Origin of the sequence: Enterobacter sp. P82, from assembly GCF_037053385.1 — a bacterium.
Taxonomy (GTDB): Bacteria; Pseudomonadota; Gammaproteobacteria; order Enterobacterales; family Enterobacteriaceae; genus Enterobacter.
In genome coordinates, this window is sequence record NZ_JBALHX010000001.1 from 2,217,296 (window position 1) to 2,235,234 (window position 17,939).

Genomic DNA, 17,939 nt, shown 5'->3' on the forward strand with positions numbered 1-17,939 from the left:
GAGACTATTTTCGCTATGGTTAGGGTTAAGCGTTGCTGGTGGCACCGCCACGGCAATATAATGAGAATTGTTATCATTCTAAAAATGCTTGAGGAGTAAGAGATGGCTATTACTAAGCTGGTTCTGGTGCGTCACGGCGAAAGCCAGTGGAACAACGAAAACCGCTTTACCGGTTGGTACGACGTTGATCTGTCCGAGAAAGGCGTAAGCGAAGCAAAAGCAGCAGGCAAACTGCTGAAGGAAGAAGGCTTCAGCTTTGATTTTGCTTACACCTCTGTGCTGAAACGTGCCATCCACACCCTGTGGAACGTGCTGGACGAACTGGATCAGGCCTGGCTGCCGGTTGAGAAATCCTGGAAACTGAACGAGCGTCACTACGGTGCGCTGCAGGGCCTGAACAAAGCGGAAACCGCTGAGAAATATGGTGACGAGCAGGTTAAACAGTGGCGTCGCGGCTTCGCAATCACCCCACCAGAGCTGACTAAAGATGACGAGCGCTACCCGGGCCACGACCCGCGTTATGCGAAACTGACCGACGCTGAGCTGCCAACCACCGAGAGCCTGGCGCTGACCATCGATCGCGTTGTGCCTTACTGGAACGAAACCATTCTGCCACGCCTGAAAAACGGCGAGCGCGTGATCATCGCAGCTCACGGTAACTCCCTGCGTGCGCTGGTGAAATACCTGGATAACATGGGTGAAGACGAAATCCTCGAACTGAACATCCCGACTGGCGTACCGCTGGTGTATGAGTTCGACGAAAACTTCAAGCCAATCAAACACTACTATCTGGGTAACGCAGAAGAGATCGCGGCGAAAGCAGCGGCTGTCGCGAACCAGGGTAAAGCGAAGTAATTTTCGCCCGACATAAAAAAAGCGCGGAACCTTCCGCGCTTTTTTATTTGTCCCTGATTATTCAGCCGCGACGGGCTTTTACCGCATTCGCCAGCTGACGCAGGATCGTGTCGGTATCTTCCCAGCCGATGCAGGCATCCGTCACGCTCTTGCCATAGACAAGCGGCTCGCTGCCTTCCAGGTTCTGGTTACCCTCAACCAGATGGCTTTCGATCATCACCCCAATCACCGCCTTCTCACCGCCAGCAATCTGCTGGCAGACATCTGCCCCCACTTCCATCTGCTTTTTAAACTGTTTGCTGGAGTTCGCGTGGCTGAAGTCAATCATCATCTGCGGTGGCAGCCCGGCTTTTTCCAGACCGACTTTCACTTCCGCCACATGTTTTGCACTGTAGTTTGGCTCTTTGCCGCCGCGCAGAATGATATGGCAATCACCGTTACCGCTGGTGTTAACGATGGCGGAGTGACCCCATTTGGTCACGGACAGGAAGCAGTGCGGCGCGCCCGCTGCGTTGATGGCGTCGATAGCCACCTTAATGGTGCCGTCAGTCCCGTTTTTGAAACCCACCGGGCAAGAGAGACCGGACGCCAGTTCGCGGTGAACCTGCGATTCCGTGGTACGTGCGCCAATTGCGCCCCAACTCATCAGGTCAGCCAGGTACTGCGGCGTGATCATGTCCAGAAACTCACCGGCTGCCGGCAGGCCACTGTCGTTGATTTCGAGCAGTAATTTGCGTGCAATGCGCAGACCGTCGTTGATCTGGAAGCTGTTGTCCATGTGCGGATCGTTAATCAGACCTTTCCATCCCACGGTGGTACGCGGTTTTTCAAAATAAACGCGCATGACGATCTCCAGCTCGTCTTTCAACTCTTCTCGCAAGGTGAGCAGACGGGCCGCGTACTCTTTCGCGGCTGCCGGGTCGTGAATAGAACAAGGACCAATCACCACCAGAAGACGATCATCATTACCTTTCAGGATCTTATGGATCGCTTTACGAGCATGAGAAACCGTGTTTGCGGCATTTTCAGTGGCGGGGAATTTCTCAAGGAGTGCTACAGGAGGTAATAACTCGTTGATCTCTTTGATACGTAAATCGTCATTCTGATAATTCATTTTCTTTCCAGCTCTGCCATAACTCTAGTAGTGAATGCAATCCCCTCAATCTAACTTGCTCTCCGCTTAGTGTAAACCACCTTTTACACTCTCTCCCGGATTTGCAGAAACACACCAAAAAATACGTTTGTCTAACACATTAAAAACTCTACACTTAACCTAAAAATGAACCAGGAAAATAGATATGGCGCACTCTCATTCGCACGCTTCCGGGGACGAAAACGCTAAACGACTGACTCTGGCTTTCGGCGTCACCGCAACGTTCATGGTCATCGAGGTCATTGGTGGGCTGGTTTCAGGCTCTCTGGCTCTGCTGGCAGACGCCGGTCATATGCTTACCGACGCCGCAGCTCTGCTGTTTGCGCTGCTGGCAGTACAGTTTGCACGTCGTCCGCCAAACGCCCGTCATACATTTGGCTGGCTCAGACTTACCACGCTTGCCGCCTTTGTTAACGCCATTGCGCTGGTTATCATTACCATTCTTATCGTCTGGGAGGCCTTCCAGCGTTTCAGACACCCGCAACCCGTTGCGGGGATGACAATGATGGTCATCGCCGTGGCAGGGCTGTTGGCTAATATTCTGGCTTTCTGGATTTTGCACCGAGGAAGTGCGGAAAAGAACCTCAACGTGCGCGCGGCAGCCCTGCATGTGCTGGGTGATTTGCTCGGTTCAGTGGGCGCGATTGTGGCCGCGCTGGTGATCCTCTATACCGGCTGGACGCCTGCCGACCCGATTCTTTCAGTGCTGGTGTCGTGTCTGGTACTGCGTAGCGCCTGGCGACTGCTGAAGGAGAGCGTCAATGAACTACTTGAAGGAGCACCAACATCAATAGATATTGCTGAGTTGAAACGTAACCTGCACCGTTCTGTCCCGGAAGTCCGCAATGTGCATCACGTGCACGTCTGGCTGGTGGGGGAGAAACCGGTTATGACGTTGCACGTTCAGGTGATCCCACCTCATGACCATGATGCGCTGCTTGAACGGATCAAGCACTTTCTTGAACATCACTATGAGATTGGCCATGCGACCATCCAGATGGAGTATCAGCCGTGTAACGGACCGGACTGCCACCTGAATGAGGCGCAGTCCGGCCATTCACATCATCACCATTAGCTGGAAAGCGCGTGAGAGCCTCGCTCACGCGCGCTGTTAATCCACATCCGGCTACCGTTCAACGCAATGAAGGTCAGCAGCAGATATTCCAGTGACATCGCATAGACGCCCTGCAGGGCGAAGATCACCACGCTGATGACATTGATGATGACCCACAGCAGCCAGTTCTCAACGTACTTACGGGTCATCAGGATCATCGCGGCAATCGACAACACCATCATGCAGGAATCCCAGAACGGGAAAGCATCTGGCTGAAGCGAAGGCATAGCCACATTCAACCCCATACCAGACATCACCGACACCGCTATGCGGGTCAGGAAAGCAAATACCGGGTTGATATAGACAGTCATTAAACCAATAGCGACCATGCAGGCGACAAACCAGGCGATAGCTTTCGGCAAGGGCAGCCAGCGGATTTGCAGCTCCGCCTCCTGCTGACTGTTCTGACGCGACCACGCGTACCAGCCGTAAATATTGGCGGCGAAGAAGAACAGCTGCAAAAGCAGGCTGGCGTATAGCTGGATCTGGAAGAAGATAATCGCAAACAGCGTAACGTTAATCAGCCCAAACGCGTAATTGCTGATCTTCTCAAGGCTCGCCAGCCAGATACACAATAATCCCGCCAGCGTACCAACGGCCTCAATCCATGACAGGTCATAGCCACCTGCACCAATCGGTATATGAACCAGAATGTTCTGCGTACTAAAAAAATCCATCTTTTCCCCAGGGCGTTTTGAATTAAGTACGTAGTGTAGCCGCAAAATCCAGCATGCGGTTAAGCGGAATTAACGCACCTTCACGCAGAGCGGCATCCACATGGATTTCATGTGCTGCACCGCCTGTCTCAAGCCCTTCGGCAATTGCCTTCAGGCCGTTCATCGCCATCCACGGACAATGTGCGCAGCTGCGACACGTTGCCCCCTCACCCGCTGTAGGCGCTTCCAGAAGCTCTTTCTCCGGCACGGCCTGCTGCATCTTATAGAAGATACCGCGATCGGTCGCCACGATGAGCTGTTTATGGGGTAGCGTTCTGGCCGCGTTGATAAGTTGGCTGGTTGAACCCACGGCATCCGCCATGTCGACAATAGACTGCGGTGATTCAGGATGAACAAGAATGGCGGCGTCAGGATAAAGCGCCTTCATGCGCGCCAGTGCCTGCGTCTTGAATTCATCATGTACAATACAGGCGCCCTGCCAGCAAAGAACGTCTGCCCCGGTCTGCTTCTGGACATAATTTCCGAGATGACGGTCCGGTGCCCAGATAATCTTCTCACCCAGGCTGTCCAGATGTTCGATAAGCTCAACGGCGATACTTGACGTGACCACCCAGTCAGCCCGCGCTTTTACCGCCGCAGAGGTATTAGCGTAAACCACCACGGTCCGGTCAGGATGGGCGTCACAGAAGGCCGTGAATTCGTCAATCGGGCAGCCGAGATCGAGTGAACACTCCGCATTAAGCGTCGGCATCAGAATGGTTTTTTCAGGGCTCAGGATCTTCGCCGTTTCGCCCATAAAACGTACGCCAGCAACCAGTAACGTCGAAGCGGGATGTTTTGCACCGAAGCGTGCCATCTCCAGTGAGTCAGAAATACACCCCCCGGTCTCTTCCGCCAGTTGCTGAATTTCCGGGTCGGTGTAGTAATGCGCCACCATTACCGCGTCTCGCTCTTTGAGAAGTTGTTTGATCTTCTCACGGTAGAATTGCTTTTCATCCAGGCTCAGTGGAACAGGCTTTGGCGGAAACGGATAGATTGCGGCTTCAGGATCAAACATCACACTCATTATGGCTTCTCGTTTTACGGGCTTAACAATATTGCCTTTCATTTGCATGACATAGCAAAACGGACGGCAATTGTGTTTTGTATACTAAACAAGATAGCGAATTTACGAGGAAATGTCATCGAAATGGATAGCAAAAAGGCGCCTTTAGGGCGCCTTTTTACACTGGTGGGTCGTGCAGGATTCGAACCTGCGACCAATTGATTAAAAGTCAACTGCTCTACCAACTGAGCTAACGACCCCTTGCGGGATGTACTTCAAATTTATTCAGGCTGGTGGGTCGTGCAGGATTCGAACCTGCGACCAATTGATTAAAAGTCAACTGCTCTACCAACTGAGCTAACGACCCATTCGGGTGTTGCCTGAATTATCACTCGGAACCAATAAAATTGGTGGGTCGTGCAGGATTCGAACCTGCGACCAATTGATTAAAAGTCAACTGCTCTACCAACTGAGCTAACGACCCGAGTGGTGGGTGATGACGGGCTCGAACCGCCGACCCCCTCCGTGTAAAGGAGATGCTCTACCAACTGAGCTAATCACCCACTCTGTACTGCCGATAATGCGTTAAGTGGTGGGTCGTGCAGGATTCGAACCTGCGACCAATTGATTAAAAGTCAACTGCTCTACCAACTGAGCTAACGACCCACTTTTACGCTGTTTTCACGTTGTTTGATATCCCGTGGCAACGGCGGCATATATTACTGATTTAAGAATTCAGCGCAACAAAAATTTCGATGAAGATCACTTAACTGCTTAGTAATCATGCTGCACGACCAGAAATAACGCGATTTCTGGTCATGCGATAATCATCCCATCGAATTCAGACGTTTTTGCGCCTGCTTAGCACCTTCGGTACCCGGGAATTTTGAGACCACCTGCTGATAAACCGCTTTGGCTTTCGCAGTGTCGCCTTTGTCCTGCATGATCACGCCGACCTTATACATCGCATCTGGCGCTTTTGGCGATTTCGGGTAATTTTTCACCACAGAGGCAAAATAAAACGCCGCATCGTCCTTTTTACCCTTGTTGTAATTCAGCTGACCAAGCCAGTAGTTCGCATTTGGCTGATAAGTGGAATCAGGGTATTTCTTAACAAAGTTCTGAAACGCCGCAATCGCGTCATCCTGACGAGATTGATCCTGCACCAGGGCAATGGCCGCGTTATAGTCTGTATTCGCGTCACCGCTTTGTACAGGCGCTCCTGTTGAAGCAGAAGCATCAGCCGCCGGGGCTGGCGCAGAAGTTGCTGCCCCGCTCTGATCGCCCGCTGCCGGCTGTGCTTGTGCTGCACCACCACCGCTGCTCAGGCTATCTATCTGCAACAAGATTTGCTTCTGGCGTTCCACAACCTGGTTAAGCTGATACTGACTTTCCTGAATCTGGCCACGGAGAGAGTCAATATCGTTTTGGTTATCGGAAAGTTGTTGCTGGAGTTGGGTTAAAAGCTGGCTGTGAGCGTTAGAAATACGCTCGAGTTGAGTGACCCGGTCTTCTACCGAGCCTGAGCCGACACTACTGATTGGTGCCTGAGCAAAAGCGGCCCAGGGGGCCGCTATTCCAACCAGTAACGACAGACTCAACAGATGATGTCTGAAGTTACTGCTCATGCAATTCTCTTAGTAAACCAGTACGGCACGACGGTTTTTGGAGTAAGCCGCTTCGTCGTGACCCAGTACTGCAGGTTTTTCTTTACCGTAAGAAACGATGGAGATCTGGTCAGCAGAAACGCCTTTACCCTGCAGGTACATTTTAACAGCGTTAGCACGACGTTCACCCAGGGAGATGTTGTACTCAGGAGTACCACGTTCGTCCGCGTGACCTTCTACGGTGACTTTGTAAGATGGGTTGCTACGCAGGAAGTTAGCGTGCGCATCCAGCATCGCAGCGAAGTCAGAACGGATGTCGTATTTATCCAGATCGAAGTAAACGATGTTGTTCTGCTGCAGCTGCTGCATCTGAAGACGCGCTTGCTCTTCAGAAGACATGTTGCCATTGCCGTTCGCGTCCATACCGGTGCCGGCACCCATCATGCCTTCGCCGCTCTGGTCATTGCTTGCGTTCTTGTTGGAAGAACACGCTGCGATTGCCATTACAGGCAGAGCGATCATCAGCCCCTTCAGCACTTTGTTCAGTTGCATTTCTATGATTCCTTTAGTAATCAATTAATTATTATTTACAGATACGGCGACCAGGCAGGTGATTTTACCTGTCCATCAGTTGCCGGAATACGCGCTTTGAAACGCCCATCTGTAGAAACCAGATTCAGCACAGATCCCATCCCCTGAGAAGAGCTGTAGATTACCATAGTGCCGTTAGGTGCCAGACTTGGCGTTTCATCCAGGAACGTTGACGACAGAACTTGCACGCCACCCGCTACCAGATCTTGTTTGGCAATGTGCTGCTGCCCACCATTGGAGCTCACCATTACCATAAACTTACCGTCGCTGCTCACGTCTGCGTTCTGGTTCTGTGTACCTTCCCAGGAAATACGCTGCGGAGCACCGCCGTTGACATTCACTTTATAGATTTGCGGACGGCCTGCCTGGTCAGAGGTAAATGCCAGATTTTGGCTGTCCGGGAACCATGAAGGTTCGGTATTGTTGCTACGACCATCAGTCACCTGGCGAATCTGGCCAGAACCAATGTCCATCACGTACAGGTTCAGGCTACCGGTTTTAGACAGCGCAAACGCCAGTTTTGACCCATCCGGAGAGAATGAAGGTGCACCGTTGTGACGAGGGAACGACGCCACCTGACGAACAGCACCGTTTGCCAGCGTCTGGATAACCAGCGCTGAACGGCCGCTTTCGAAGGTTACATACGCCAGCTTAGAACCGTCCGGAGACCATGCTGGAGACATCAGAGGCTGGGAAGAACGTTTCACCAGGAACTGGTTGTAACCGTCATAGTCAGATACACGCAGTTCGTAAGGGAACTGACCACCGTTGGTCTGAACCACATAGGCAATACGGGTACGGAATGCACCTTTAATGCCTGTCAGTTTTTCGAATACCGCATCGCTGGCAGCGTGAGCCGCGTAGCGCAGGTACTGCTTAGTGACCTTGTAGGAGTTCTGTGCCAGAACGGTACCCGGCGCACCACCGGTATCAACCAGTTGCCAGGCCACGTTGTAAGAGCCGTCCGGGTTAGGCGTAACCTGACCCACAACCACGGCATCAATTCCCAGAGCAGACCATGCTGCAGGCTGTACTTCCTGCGCACTGCCCGGCTGCTGAGGCAGACGAGAACGGTCTAACGGGTTGAATTTACCGCTGTTACGCAGGTCAGCCGCCACGATGCCACCAGCATCTTCAGGCGCAGCGCCAGGACCGGCCCACTGGAACGGAACAACCCCGATTGGGCGTGCCGAGTCCACCCCCTGGGTGATCTCGATACGTACTTCTGCGTGCAGTACTGCTGCCCACAGCATTAAAAAACCAAATGCTACACGTAATGCCTGCTTCATCATATCTCCCTTATCCGGGTAACCTTACCCACGATAATTTAGCAGAATGTTAACAAACCCAAATAGACAAAACTACCTGAACCCTGTGACTAAACCTGGTCTATTTTTCCCCGTTTGCACGGGGAAAATGTAACTTAAGGTTTGAAGTCCAGTGGTGCATTTTTGAAGACTTCATAGACTGCCTGAGACGGCGGTTTAGGCATCTTCGCCTGACGCGCTGCCGCCAGGGCCGCAGTACATAAAGCCGGGTCGCCACCTTCAGACTTAATATCTAACAGCATGCCGTCTGGAGCCAGTTTTATACGCAACGTACAGGTTTTACCGGCATAAGACGACGCATCATAGAATCGGCTTTCAATAGCGGATTTAATCTGCGAGGCATAACCGTTGATTTCAGCCCCTGACGCGCCGTTACTCTTAGTGTTACCACTTCCCGTCGGTGCTGCGTTGTTTCCTTTCGCCCCACCACCAGTTTTCGGCGCATTCTTACCAGAACTGAGATCGCCCAGCAGGTCGTCAACGCCCGCAGCGGCAGCGGCTTTCTCCGCAGCAGCAGCCTTTTTCGCAGCCGCTTTTTCAGCCGCGGCTTTCTTATCGGCAGCAGCCTTCTCAGCTGCAGCTTTTTTGTCAGCTGCAGCCTTTTCAGCGGCTGCCGCTTTCTCTGCAGCGGCTTTCTCTGCGGCAGCGGCTTTCTTCGCGGCGTCAGCAGCAGCTTTTTTCTCTGCTTCCTGAGCAGCTTTCTTAGCGGCTTCGGCTTCAGCTTTCTTCTGAGCATCAGCAGCGGCTTTTTTCGCGGCTTCTGCTTCAGCTTTCTTCTGAGCATCAGCGGCGGCTTTCTTCGCGGCTTCCGCTTCAGCTTTCTTCTGGGCATCAGCGGCGGCTTTCTTCGCGGCTTCCGCTTCAGCTTTCTTCTGAGCATCAGCAGCGGCTTTCTTCGCCGCTTCGGCCGCTAATTTGGCCTGGGCATCAGCCTGCGCTTTGGCGTCCGCTGCGGCTTTTGCTGCCGCTTCTTCTGCCTGCTTTTGCTGTTCCTGGGCTTTCTTCGCAGCCTCTTCAGCTTGTTTCTGCTGCTGTGCCTGCTCTTTCGCCGCTTCCTGCGCCTGCAAACGTTCTTTCTCAAGCTGCTTCAAACGCTCCTGCTCTGCGGCCTGCTTTTCACGCAGTTCTTCCGCTTGCTGTTGCGCCTGTTTTTCACGCTGCTCTTCAGCCCGTTTGGCACTCGCCTTCTGCTGTTGTTGGCGATTATAGTTCTGTACTACCGCACCGGGATCCACCATCACGGCGTCAATGGAAGAGCCTCCACCGCCGCCGGCTGATGCATCAATATGCTCGTCGAACGAACTCCAGATCAGCGCTGCAAAGAGAATAACGTGCAGCACTGCGGAGACGATTATCGCTCGCTTAAGCTTGTCGTTCTGTTCGGTTGCCTTTGACACTATCGGTTCCCAAAAACTACGCGGATGATCAAATAGGTTGAGTCATTAAGCCAACTGACTTAACACCCGCACTATGTAGCAAGTTCAGCGCTTTAATAATTTCATCGTATGGTACGTCTTTTGCGCCACCGATTAAGAAGACCGTTTTCGGATTTGACTCCAGGCGACGCTGTGCTTCAGCAATAACCTGCTCAGGAGGTAACTGATCCATACGATCTTTTTCTACCACCACGCTGTATTGCCCTACGCCGGAAACCTCAATGATGACCGGAGGATCGTCATTGGTGCTCACCGCCTGTGATTCTGTCGCATCTGGCAGATCCACTTCCACGCTCTGGGTAATGATTGGCGCTGTCGCCATGAAGATCAGCAGCAGTACCAACAGCACGTCCAGCAGTGGAACGATATTGATTTCGGACTTGAGCTCGCGACGACCTCGTCCACGCGATCTGGCCATGGTTTACCCCTTGTTACTCTCGGTGCTGGTAAACGCCTGACGGTGCAGAATCGCAGTGAACTCTTCCATAAAGTTGTCGTAGTTCAGTTCCAGTTTGTTCACGCGCTGGTTCAGACGGTTGTAAGCCATAACCGCCGGGATTGCCGCAAACAGACCGATAGCGGTCGCAATCAGTGCTTCTGCAATACCCGGGGCAACCATCTGCAATGTCGCCTGCTTCACCGCACCGAGTGCGATGAAGGCGTGCATGATCCCCCACACCGTACCAAACAGACCGATATACGGGCTGATAGAACCTACAGTCCCCAGGAAAGGAATGTGCGTTTCAAGGTTTTCCAGTTCACGGTTCATGGAGATACGCATCGCACGCGAGGCACCTTCTACAACCGCTTCCGGCGCATGGTTATTTGCACGATGCAGACGCGCAAACTCTTTGAAACCGCTATAGAAAATTTGCTCGGAGCCTGTAAGGTTTTCACGGCGTCCCTGGCTTTCCTGGTACAGACGAGAAAGCTCGATACCCGACCAGAACTTATCTTCAAACGCTTCAGCTTCACGGCCAGCGGCATTGAGGATACGCGTTCTCTGGATAATGATGGCCCAGGATGCGATTGAAAAACCAATCAAAATCAACATGATAAGTTTAACCAGAAGGCTTGCCTTCAGGAACAAATCAAGGATATTCATGTCAGTCACTGCTTAAACTCCGCGACAATAGACTTAGGAAGCGCACGAGGCTTCATTATGGTTGGATCAACACAGACAATCAGTACCTCAGCTGAGTTCAGTACGGTGTTCTCTGCATTGACTATCCGCTGCGTGAAAACCAGTGAGGTCCCGCGCATTGATGTAATTTCAGTTTGGACTTCGAGCATATCGTCGAGTCTGGCAGGCGCAAAATACTCAAGCGTCATCTTGCGTACCACGAAGGCAACTCGCTCAGCCAACAGCACCTGTTGACTAAAGTGATGATGGCGCAGCATCTCTGTGCGTGCCCGTTCATAAAAAGCAACGTAGCTGGCGTGGTAAACCACACCACCGGCATCGGTATCTTCGTAGTAGACACGAACCGGCCATCGAAACAGCGTTGTATTCACTTTACATCCCGGTAATGCAATAAAAGTTAACTCTTTTAAACTTCGCTACTATACGCGCGGGAAAGGTGGTTTGGAATGGGAGAAAGTAAACGGAGAGTAAATTTTTATGGGCTCGGGTAAGCCCATATCGTTAACGGACATTTCTTATTCAGAAGAAGAAGAAAATCAATCCAGCAAGCAGAACGAGATCGGCAATCAGCGGACAGAAGATGCCCTGCCAGTGAACAGCTTTCGGATGAAAGCCCACGCCGTGAATCACACCTGCGCACACCGCCCACATAATGAGGAAACCGTGCCAGATTTCAAGCTCGCTGGTTTTCGCTGCAAAGCGCGAAGGGTCCCAGAAGATACAACCTGCCAGCAGTAATGCCATCACTAAAGAAAGCGCCCGTAACGGGCGCTTATCCATTACCGCATATAACCTTGCGATAATGTTCATTAGTGTTTTTCTTCACCCGCTTTAGTCGCTTCAACGTGCTCAAGCGCCAGGGCAGTGATGACACCAAAAGCACAGGCAAGAAGCGTCCCTAAAATCCATGCGAAATACCACATATTCAGCTCCTTACTTAGTACATAGAGTGGGTGTTGCTTTCGATATGTTCTTTAGTAATACGTCCGAACATTTTCCAGTAACACCAGATGGTGTAGGCCAGAACAATCGGCACGAATACGCAAGCAACATAGGTCATTAAGTTCAGCGTCATATGGCTGGAAGTCGCATCCCACATGGTCAGGCTAGCATTCAGCATAGTGCTGGATGGCATGACGAATGGGAACATAGCAATACCTGCAGTCAGGATGATGCACGCCAGGGTCAGTGAAGAGAACACAAACGCCAGGGCACCTTTTTCCAGACGAGACGTCAGAACCGTCAGCAGCGGCAGCAGCACGCCCAGAGCCGGGATAGCCCACAGCTCAGGCGTCGTGTTGAAGTTCACCAGCCATGCACCGGCCTGACGCGCCACTTCTTTGGTCAGCGGGTTAGACGGCGCAGTATGGTTAATGGCAGATGTCACCACGTAACCATCAATACCGTACACTACCCACACACCCGCCAGTGCGAAGCAGACCAGCGTAACCAGCGCAGCAACCTGAGCCGTCGCGCGAGAACGCAGGTGCAATTCACCGACAGTACGCATCTGCAGATAGGTTGCACCCTGAGTGATGATCATCGCTACGCTCACCACACCCGCCAGCAGACCAAACGGATTCAGCAGCTGGAAGAAGTTACCGGTGTAGTAAAGACGCATGTATTCGTCCAGGTGGAACGGTACGCCCTGCAACAGGTTACCGAACGCCACGCCGATCACCAGCGGTGGAACGAAGCTACCAATGAAGATGCCCCAGTCCCACATGTTGCGCCAGCGGGTGTCTTCAATCTTGGAACGGTAGTCGAAACCAACCGGACGGAAGAATAAAGATGCCAGCACCAGAATCATCGCCACATAGAAACCGGAGAACGCAGCCGCGTAGACCATCGGCCAGGCAGCGAACAGCGCGCCGCCTGCGGTGATCAGCCACACCTGGTTACCGTCCCAGTGTGGGGCGATGGAGTTGATCATGATTCGACGCTCGGTGTCATTACGACCGAGGAAACGGGTGAGCATCCCCACCCCCATGTCGAAACCATCCGTGACAGCGAAACCGATCAGCAGAACGCCGATCAACAGCCACCAGATAAAACGCAATACTTCATAATCGATCATTTGATGACTCCTGTCTTAGCGTGCCGGCTGAGTAGTCGCAGTGGACTGCTCGTAGTGATAGCGACCGGTTTTCAGGCTGCTTGGGCCAAGGCGCGCGAACTTGAACATCAGGAACAGTTCAGCCACCAGGAACAGGGTGTACAGACCACAAATCAGCAGCATGGAGAAGATCAGGTCGCCTGCTGTCAGGGAGGAGTTCGCTACCGCAGTTGGCAGCACCTCACCAATCGCCCATGGCTGACGGCCATACTCTGCAACAAACCAACCGGACTCAATTGCGATCCACGGCAGTGGAATACCGTACAGCGCGGTACGCAGCAGCCATTTCTTCTCGCCGATGCGGTTGCGGATAACAGACCAGAAGGACGCCGCGATGATCAGCAGCATGATGATGCCGCAGCCCACCATGATACGGAATGCGAAGTACAGCGGTGCAACACGCGGAATGGAGTCTTTGGTTGCCATCTGGATCTGTGCTTCCGTCGCATCAGACACGTTCGGGGTATAGCGCTTCAGCAGCAAACCGTAACCCAGATCTTTCTTCACGTCGTTGAACTGGTCACGGACGGCCTGATCGGTCGAGCCAGCACGCAACTGTTCCAGCAGCGCGTAAGCTTTCATACCGTTACGGATACGGCCTTCATGCTGCACCATCAGCTCTTTCAGCCCCGTCACCTGTTTGTCAACAGAACGGGTTGCGATGATACCCAGCGCGTAAGGAATTTGAATGGCGAAGTGGTTTTGCTGCGCATCCTGATCCGGGATACCGAACAGGGTAAAGGCAGCAGGGGCCGGTTGCGTTTCCCATTCAGCTTCGATAGCAGCCAGTTTGGTTTTCTGCACGTCACCCATTTCGTAACCGGATTCATCACCCAGGACGATAACAGAGAGGATTGCAGCCATACCGAAACTTGCAGCGATGGCGAAAGAACGCTTAGCAAATGCAAAGTCACGACCACGCAGCATGTAGTAAGAACTGATACCCAGGATAAACATCGCACCACACACATAGCCAGATGCCACAGTGTGAACGAATTTAACCTGCGCAACCGGGTTCAGTACCAGCTCGGCAAAGCTGACCATCTCCATACGCATAGTTTCGAAGTTGAAATCAGACGCGATTGGGTTTTGCATCCAGCCGTTCGCCACCAGGATCCACAGCGCGGACAGGTTCGAACCTAATGCCACCAGCCAGGTCACTGCCATATGCTGGACTTTACCCAGACGGTCCCAACCGAAGAAGAACAGACCTACAAAGGTGGATTCGAGGAAGAAGGCCATCAAACCTTCAATGGCCAGCGGCGCACCGAAGATATCCCCTACATAGTGGGAATAGTAAGACCAGTTAGTCCCGAACTGGAACTCCATGGTCAGACCGGTAGCCACACCCAGAGCGAAGTTGATACCAAACAACTTGCCCCAGAACTTGGTCATATCTTTATAAATCTGTTTGCCGGAGAGAACGTATACCGTTTCCATGATGGCCAGCAGGAACGCCATACCGAGCGTCAGCGGCACAAACAGGAAGTGGTACATCGCGGTCAAGGCAAACTGTAAGCGCGACAGTTCGACTATATCTAACATCATGACTCCTTGCTCATCGCATGAAGACTCCGAGAGTGAACCCCGTCAGAGAGAGATCCACACGCATGCCCCAATACAAATTATTCGCATCCCTGTCGTCGTTATTACCCTGAGGGAGGATAAAAACGATGACGTCAGGTTACAAATACGTTAATAAAAAACTCAAATTGATCCCGCAAATATAATACGCTGCAAAACCCTTACAATAAACAGGTTTTTATTGAATCACATTTACGTTTTTCGACGGTGATCAATTTATAGCAAAATTACCACTTTTCGGCCATTTTGATCGGGGACAATTTAGCGCTTTTCAGTACCTTTTTCCAAGGATTAAACTTTGATTTAAATCAAAAACAAACTTCAATGTTAACCATGTTTAATCATGGTAAGAATGGTAAAATTCTTGTTAATGACATGTGCGTTCGAAAGTGTAATTGGTTATCGAAGACGGGAAAAAATATGAACAGAAGTGATTTTAATTAACGCAGCAGAACAATGCCATTTCACATAGAGGTAAACAATAAAGAATAGTCTTCCCTAATTATTTTTCCATTTTTCTTCCGCAAAACCGCAAAATTACATTTAATTCACCTTTATTACCCCATAAGTTAACACCACTCCGTGACTATTTAGTTTAAAAGGCCACACTCCCTGTAGCCTTTTACGGGCATCACCGACTACCGGTCAATAAGGAGGCTAAAAGTGCGTGACTCTCCAGGTCTAAACGCCCCCACAATGCCCTGCACCTCTTCCCTGCCCGTTATCCGTTCATTCATATCCGTCTCGCAGCACCGTTTCACCGTCGGGTTCACTGATAACGTCGTGTCACATGCGCTGAACGCCGAAGGATTGAACAAGCGAAGAATAAGCTCGTCACGATCTTCCGCCTTCTTGAGGGCACTGAGCACGCATCCCGTGGGCGAAAGAGCTAACAGACTGTAACTTTCCGGCGTGGTAAACGACGAGCGATTCAGTTTCATCGCATCCCAGGGAATTTTGTTATAGCACTGCACGGGCGTTAACCACGATTTGGCCTGCTGCGCGACACCCGCGTTTTCCGGCGTTCCACTGAAACTGAACAGGCTAAAACGACAGGTTAACCGGCCGCGCACCTGAGAGTCAGGAACGGGCAGTTTGATCCCCGACGGTCTGCCTGGCCGCAACAACAGCTCCTCCTTGCCGAGTAATCCCACGCCGCGCACTAGGGTCAAGGCAAAGGCTTTTTTGTTCTCGCCCACCACCTCAAATTCGCGCAGACCCTCAGTGAACAGCGCAAGTCCGTTTCGCCTTTCCCGAAGAACGGCGTAGTTCAGTAGATTCCAGACGGGCACCGGCGCTTCTTTCCAGCCCTCTTCCTGCCAGTTTTCCATCGCCGGGTCCTGTACCGGGCGGGTGATGGAACCAAACTGCGTATCAGACAGCACCTCTTGCGTGGTAAATGGCGTAGGGATGAGCACCCGTACACGGTGATCATCTGCCTGATTATCCAGACGCACGTCAACATCAATGCGCCTGCTGTTGTGCGTGAGAGTGACTTCAAACGCTACGTCAAGAGACCCCTTTCGCTGACGCGCCGAACGCTCGGCCAGATTTGCCGGAACGGCGAGCCGATGATGGATTATCGCCCTGCTCCGCCAACCCTCATGCACCACCTCAACTTCGTGCTCGCCCTCTGCTGAAGTGAGTCTCCACTCTTCCCGAGAAGGCGAGTAGTCGTATTCATCGCCATCATCAGAGCTCTCTTCGATTTCCAGTACGCGGTCATAAATAAGCCCGGTTTCTTTGTCGCGCAGGCGCAGCGTACCGTCGTCATTTAAGTCAATCTGCCAGATGGCGTTTTCAAGTAGGGACTCGGTGTTTTCCAGCGGAGAGAGCACCTTCCCTGCTACGTTAGGTTCGATAAGCAGCGTTCGGTACCCCATCGACGGCAGGATTTGATTCAACTGGATATCAAACTCCATAAACGGTTCGTAATTACCATAATGGACAATCTGCCGGTCAATAAGACCTGGGTCGAGCTCACGTGCACTACGGATGAAATATGGGATCTCGTTGCCTTTCTCATCAAGCAGGCGGAACTGGCTGGCGCGCAGACGTATCGTAGTGTTCATCACCTCTTCACGCGGCCAGGGCATCAGGTTGAACATGACCAGCTTATCGGTATCACTTTGTGGCATGTTGTCGACAATCTTGCGCATATAGAAACGCGACAGGTTATCGGCCATGTCTTCGGCCAGTTCGAACCGGGAGACAATCTCTCGATGCACCTTGTCACTGCAACAGCAGCCGATGCTATCGTGAGCGTGGTTTTTGAGGATCTCTTTCCACATTTTTTCCAGTAAACCGTGGTGATAGTCGAAGCCCAGCGTCCAGGCGAGCGTCGCCAGCGGCTCAAGGATATTGACGATTTTGTTCTCAATGCGCGCATGGGCGATTTTGATGTCCATGCGTGTCGAGCCGATTGTCCGGTGCACGCGCATGTATTTCCCGTCAATAAACTCCCCTTTCAGCGTCGCCAACTCCCCACGGCGTGCCTCAATATATTCAAAGACGTCCTCAAACCGACTCATTACAAATTGACGCTGCGGATAGATTTCACGAAGCTTATCCATCACCGCAAAAATATTCTGCTGTAATGGCATCTGGTCGTGACCGTTAGGCAGCAAAATCTCTTTGGTGACGGAGGCGCTTTCCAGCACATCAAAATAGCTGTCGAGTCGTTTCCGCAACCCGTCTTCGTCCTCCGGTAAGTACTTACCAATCGCGTAGCCCAACGGCAGCACCTGTGTCGTCACTTCGCTGCCGTCTGTACTCTGCCATAAAAACTCGGTTTTATCGGTTCCGTGACGTTCAGAACACCCACGCCAGAACAGGGCACGGGTGATGCCAAACCCGTTGTAGATATGCGGAAGTTGCCCGGACATACCAAACGAGTCCGGCAGATAGCCAATTTTCATCGGTTCACCTAACGCCATGCAGTCACGCATGCCGTACATAAGGTTGCGGACAATCGACTCACCACTGACAATCGTGGTATCGGTCTGGGTATACCACGGACCGATAATCAGCTTTCCACGCTCGACCAGCGCCTTCACCCGTGGCCGGTTTTCAGGCACCACGGCGAAGTAATCCTCCAGTACCGCCGTCTGCCCATCAAGGACATAATATTTATATTCGTCATCCTGCTCGAGGCGGGTCAGGATCTCTTCCATATTATTGACCAGAAGAATACGCGACTCCTCGGTGGTGAAGTACCACTCACGGTCCCAGTGCATATGCGGCGTAATATGAACGCGAGATACAGCTTTCATCTTCGTTTCCTGTTCGT

17 protein-coding genes and 5 tRNA genes are annotated in these 17,939 nt (G+C 52.1%); 2 read left to right on the forward strand and 20 right to left on the reverse strand.

The window, feature by feature from the left end; all coding sequences use genetic code 11:
- The first annotated feature begins 102 nt into the window (after positions 1-102).
- The gene (gene gpmA, locus WB237_RS10590; protein ID WP_336212871.1) at positions 103-855 is read left to right on the forward strand and encodes a 2,3-diphosphoglycerate-dependent phosphoglycerate mutase; all 753 of its coding nucleotides are present in this window, start codon (positions 103-105) and stop codon (positions 853-855) included.
- Between the two features lie 61 nt (positions 856-916).
- Here the strand turns inward: gpmA and aroG are convergent, their stop codons facing one another.
- Positions 917-1,969, reverse strand: coding sequence for a 3-deoxy-7-phosphoheptulonate synthase AroG (aroG, locus tag WB237_RS10595; RefSeq protein ID WP_336212873.1), 1,053 nt, complete (start codon positions 1,967-1,969; stop codon positions 917-919).
- Between the two features lie 184 nt (positions 1,970-2,153).
- Between aroG and zitB the strand changes: the two genes are divergently transcribed.
- Positions 2,154-3,083 carry a CDF family zinc transporter ZitB gene (gene zitB, locus WB237_RS10600; RefSeq protein ID WP_336212876.1) on the forward strand — a complete coding sequence of 310 codons (930 nt, stop codon included), beginning with the start codon at positions 2,154-2,156 and terminating at the stop codon, positions 3,081-3,083.
- Here zitB and pnuC read toward each other — a convergent pair.
- The 19 genes from pnuC to mngB form a co-directional block, all read right to left on the reverse strand.
- Positions 3,080-3,799 carry a nicotinamide riboside transporter PnuC gene (gene pnuC, locus WB237_RS10605; RefSeq protein ID WP_336212877.1) on the reverse strand — a complete coding sequence of 240 codons (720 nt, stop codon included), beginning with the start codon at positions 3,797-3,799 and terminating at the stop codon, positions 3,080-3,082. The genes zitB and pnuC overlap by 4 nt on opposite strands.
- Before the next feature lie 22 nt (positions 3,800-3,821).
- Complete coding sequence (nadA, locus tag WB237_RS10610) at positions 3,822-4,865, reverse strand: quinolinate synthase NadA (protein ID WP_336212878.1); 1,044 nt, start codon at positions 4,863-4,865, stop codon at positions 3,822-3,824.
- A gap of 163 nt (positions 4,866-5,028) precedes the next feature.
- A tRNA-Lys gene (locus WB237_RS10615) sits at positions 5,029-5,104 on the reverse strand.
- Positions 5,105-5,135: 31 nt separating this feature from the next.
- Positions 5,136-5,211: transfer RNA gene (locus tag WB237_RS10620), tRNA-Lys, on the reverse strand.
- A 41-nt stretch (positions 5,212-5,252) separates the two neighbouring features.
- A tRNA-Lys gene (locus WB237_RS10625) sits at positions 5,253-5,328 on the reverse strand.
- Positions 5,329-5,331: 3 nt separating this feature from the next.
- Positions 5,332-5,407 (reverse strand) — tRNA-Val (locus WB237_RS10630).
- A gap of 27 nt (positions 5,408-5,434) precedes the next feature.
- Positions 5,435-5,510, reverse strand: a tRNA-Lys gene (locus WB237_RS10635).
- Between the two features lie 161 nt (positions 5,511-5,671).
- On the reverse strand, positions 5,672-6,472 hold the full coding sequence (gene cpoB, locus WB237_RS10640) for a cell division protein CpoB (protein WP_108090576.1): 801 nt from the start codon (positions 6,470-6,472) through the stop codon (positions 5,672-5,674).
- Positions 6,473-6,481: 9 nt separating this feature from the next.
- Complete coding sequence (gene pal / locus WB237_RS10645) at positions 6,482-7,003, reverse strand: peptidoglycan-associated lipoprotein Pal (protein WP_003858578.1); 522 nt, start codon at positions 7,001-7,003, stop codon at positions 6,482-6,484.
- Positions 7,004-7,038: 35 nt separating this feature from the next.
- A complete protein-coding gene (tolB, locus tag WB237_RS10650) occupies positions 7,039-8,331 on the reverse strand; it encodes a Tol-Pal system beta propeller repeat protein TolB (RefSeq protein WP_028019423.1) in 1,293 nt (430 codons plus the stop codon).
- A gap of 134 nt (positions 8,332-8,465) precedes the next feature.
- Entirely contained in the window at positions 8,466-9,767 is a 1,302-nt protein-coding gene (tolA, locus tag WB237_RS10655) for a cell envelope integrity protein TolA (protein WP_028019424.1), read from the reverse strand.
- A gap of 28 nt (positions 9,768-9,795) precedes the next feature.
- Positions 9,796-10,224, reverse strand: a complete 429-nt coding sequence (gene tolR, locus WB237_RS10660; RefSeq protein WP_003858589.1) for a colicin uptake protein TolR — start codon at positions 10,222-10,224, stop codon at positions 9,796-9,798.
- A gap of 3 nt (positions 10,225-10,227) precedes the next feature.
- Complete coding sequence (gene tolQ / locus WB237_RS10665) at positions 10,228-10,920, reverse strand: Tol-Pal system protein TolQ (protein ID WP_008501101.1); 693 nt, start codon at positions 10,918-10,920, stop codon at positions 10,228-10,230.
- Positions 10,917-11,321 carry a tol-pal system-associated acyl-CoA thioesterase gene (gene ybgC / locus WB237_RS10670; protein WP_003858593.1) on the reverse strand — a complete coding sequence of 135 codons (405 nt, stop codon included), beginning with the start codon at positions 11,319-11,321 and terminating at the stop codon, positions 10,917-10,919. The genes tolQ and ybgC overlap by 4 nt, the downstream gene beginning before the upstream one ends.
- A gap of 148 nt (positions 11,322-11,469) precedes the next feature.
- The gene (ybgE, locus tag WB237_RS10675; RefSeq protein WP_336212880.1) at positions 11,470-11,760 is read right to left on the reverse strand and encodes a cyd operon protein YbgE; all 291 of its coding nucleotides are present in this window, start codon (positions 11,758-11,760) and stop codon (positions 11,470-11,472) included.
- Positions 11,760-11,873 (reverse strand): cytochrome bd-I oxidase subunit CydX, encoded by a 114-nt coding sequence (gene cydX, locus WB237_RS10680; protein WP_003858598.1) that lies wholly within the window; start codon positions 11,871-11,873, stop codon positions 11,760-11,762. The genes ybgE and cydX overlap by 1 nt, the downstream gene beginning before the upstream one ends.
- Before the next feature lie 14 nt (positions 11,874-11,887).
- Positions 11,888-13,027: a cytochrome d ubiquinol oxidase subunit II gene (cydB, locus tag WB237_RS10685; protein WP_336212884.1), complete on the reverse strand. Its 1,140-nt coding sequence runs from the start codon at positions 13,025-13,027 to the stop codon at positions 11,888-11,890.
- Between the two features lie 15 nt (positions 13,028-13,042).
- Positions 13,043-14,611 carry a cytochrome ubiquinol oxidase subunit I gene (gene cydA, locus WB237_RS10690; protein ID WP_028019427.1) on the reverse strand — a complete coding sequence of 523 codons (1,569 nt, stop codon included), beginning with the start codon at positions 14,609-14,611 and terminating at the stop codon, positions 13,043-13,045.
- A gap of 677 nt (positions 14,612-15,288) precedes the next feature.
- Positions 15,289-17,922 carry a mannosylglycerate hydrolase gene (gene mngB, locus WB237_RS10695; protein ID WP_336212886.1) on the reverse strand — a complete coding sequence of 878 codons (2,634 nt, stop codon included), beginning with the start codon at positions 17,920-17,922 and terminating at the stop codon, positions 15,289-15,291.
- Positions 17,923-17,939: the final 17 nt, after the last annotated feature.